General features: G+C 46.3%; 1 protein-coding gene. It reads left to right on the top strand.

The annotated features are described in order from the left end of the window. Nucleotides 1-283: hypothetical protein (locus HC728_RS19980; protein WP_190395996.1), on the top strand; the 283-nt coding region annotated here is incomplete at both ends.

Consider the following 283-nt stretch of genomic DNA (forward strand, 5'->3'; position numbering starts at 1 on the left):
CTCAATTACGGTTCGAGAGACTGATGCGGCAGGTAATGTGTCTGGCTCGAATACATTAGATTTTGTGCTTGATACGCAAGCGCCGAATGCTCCGACGATCACATTGGATACTGACTCGGGTATTAGTAATAGTGATTTATTAACGAATGATGGTTCATTCACAGTAACGCCAAGCGAAGTTGGCAATACAGTTGAATATCAGGCTGCAGATGGCAGTTGGTCAACAACCCCTCCTGCTGTGGTCGAAGGTGACAACTCAATTACGGTTCGAGAGACTGATGCG

Source organism: Aliivibrio sp. S10_S31 (assembly GCF_014694495.1).
GTDB classification, from domain to species: Bacteria; Pseudomonadota; Gammaproteobacteria; order Enterobacterales; family Vibrionaceae; genus Aliivibrio; species Aliivibrio fischeri.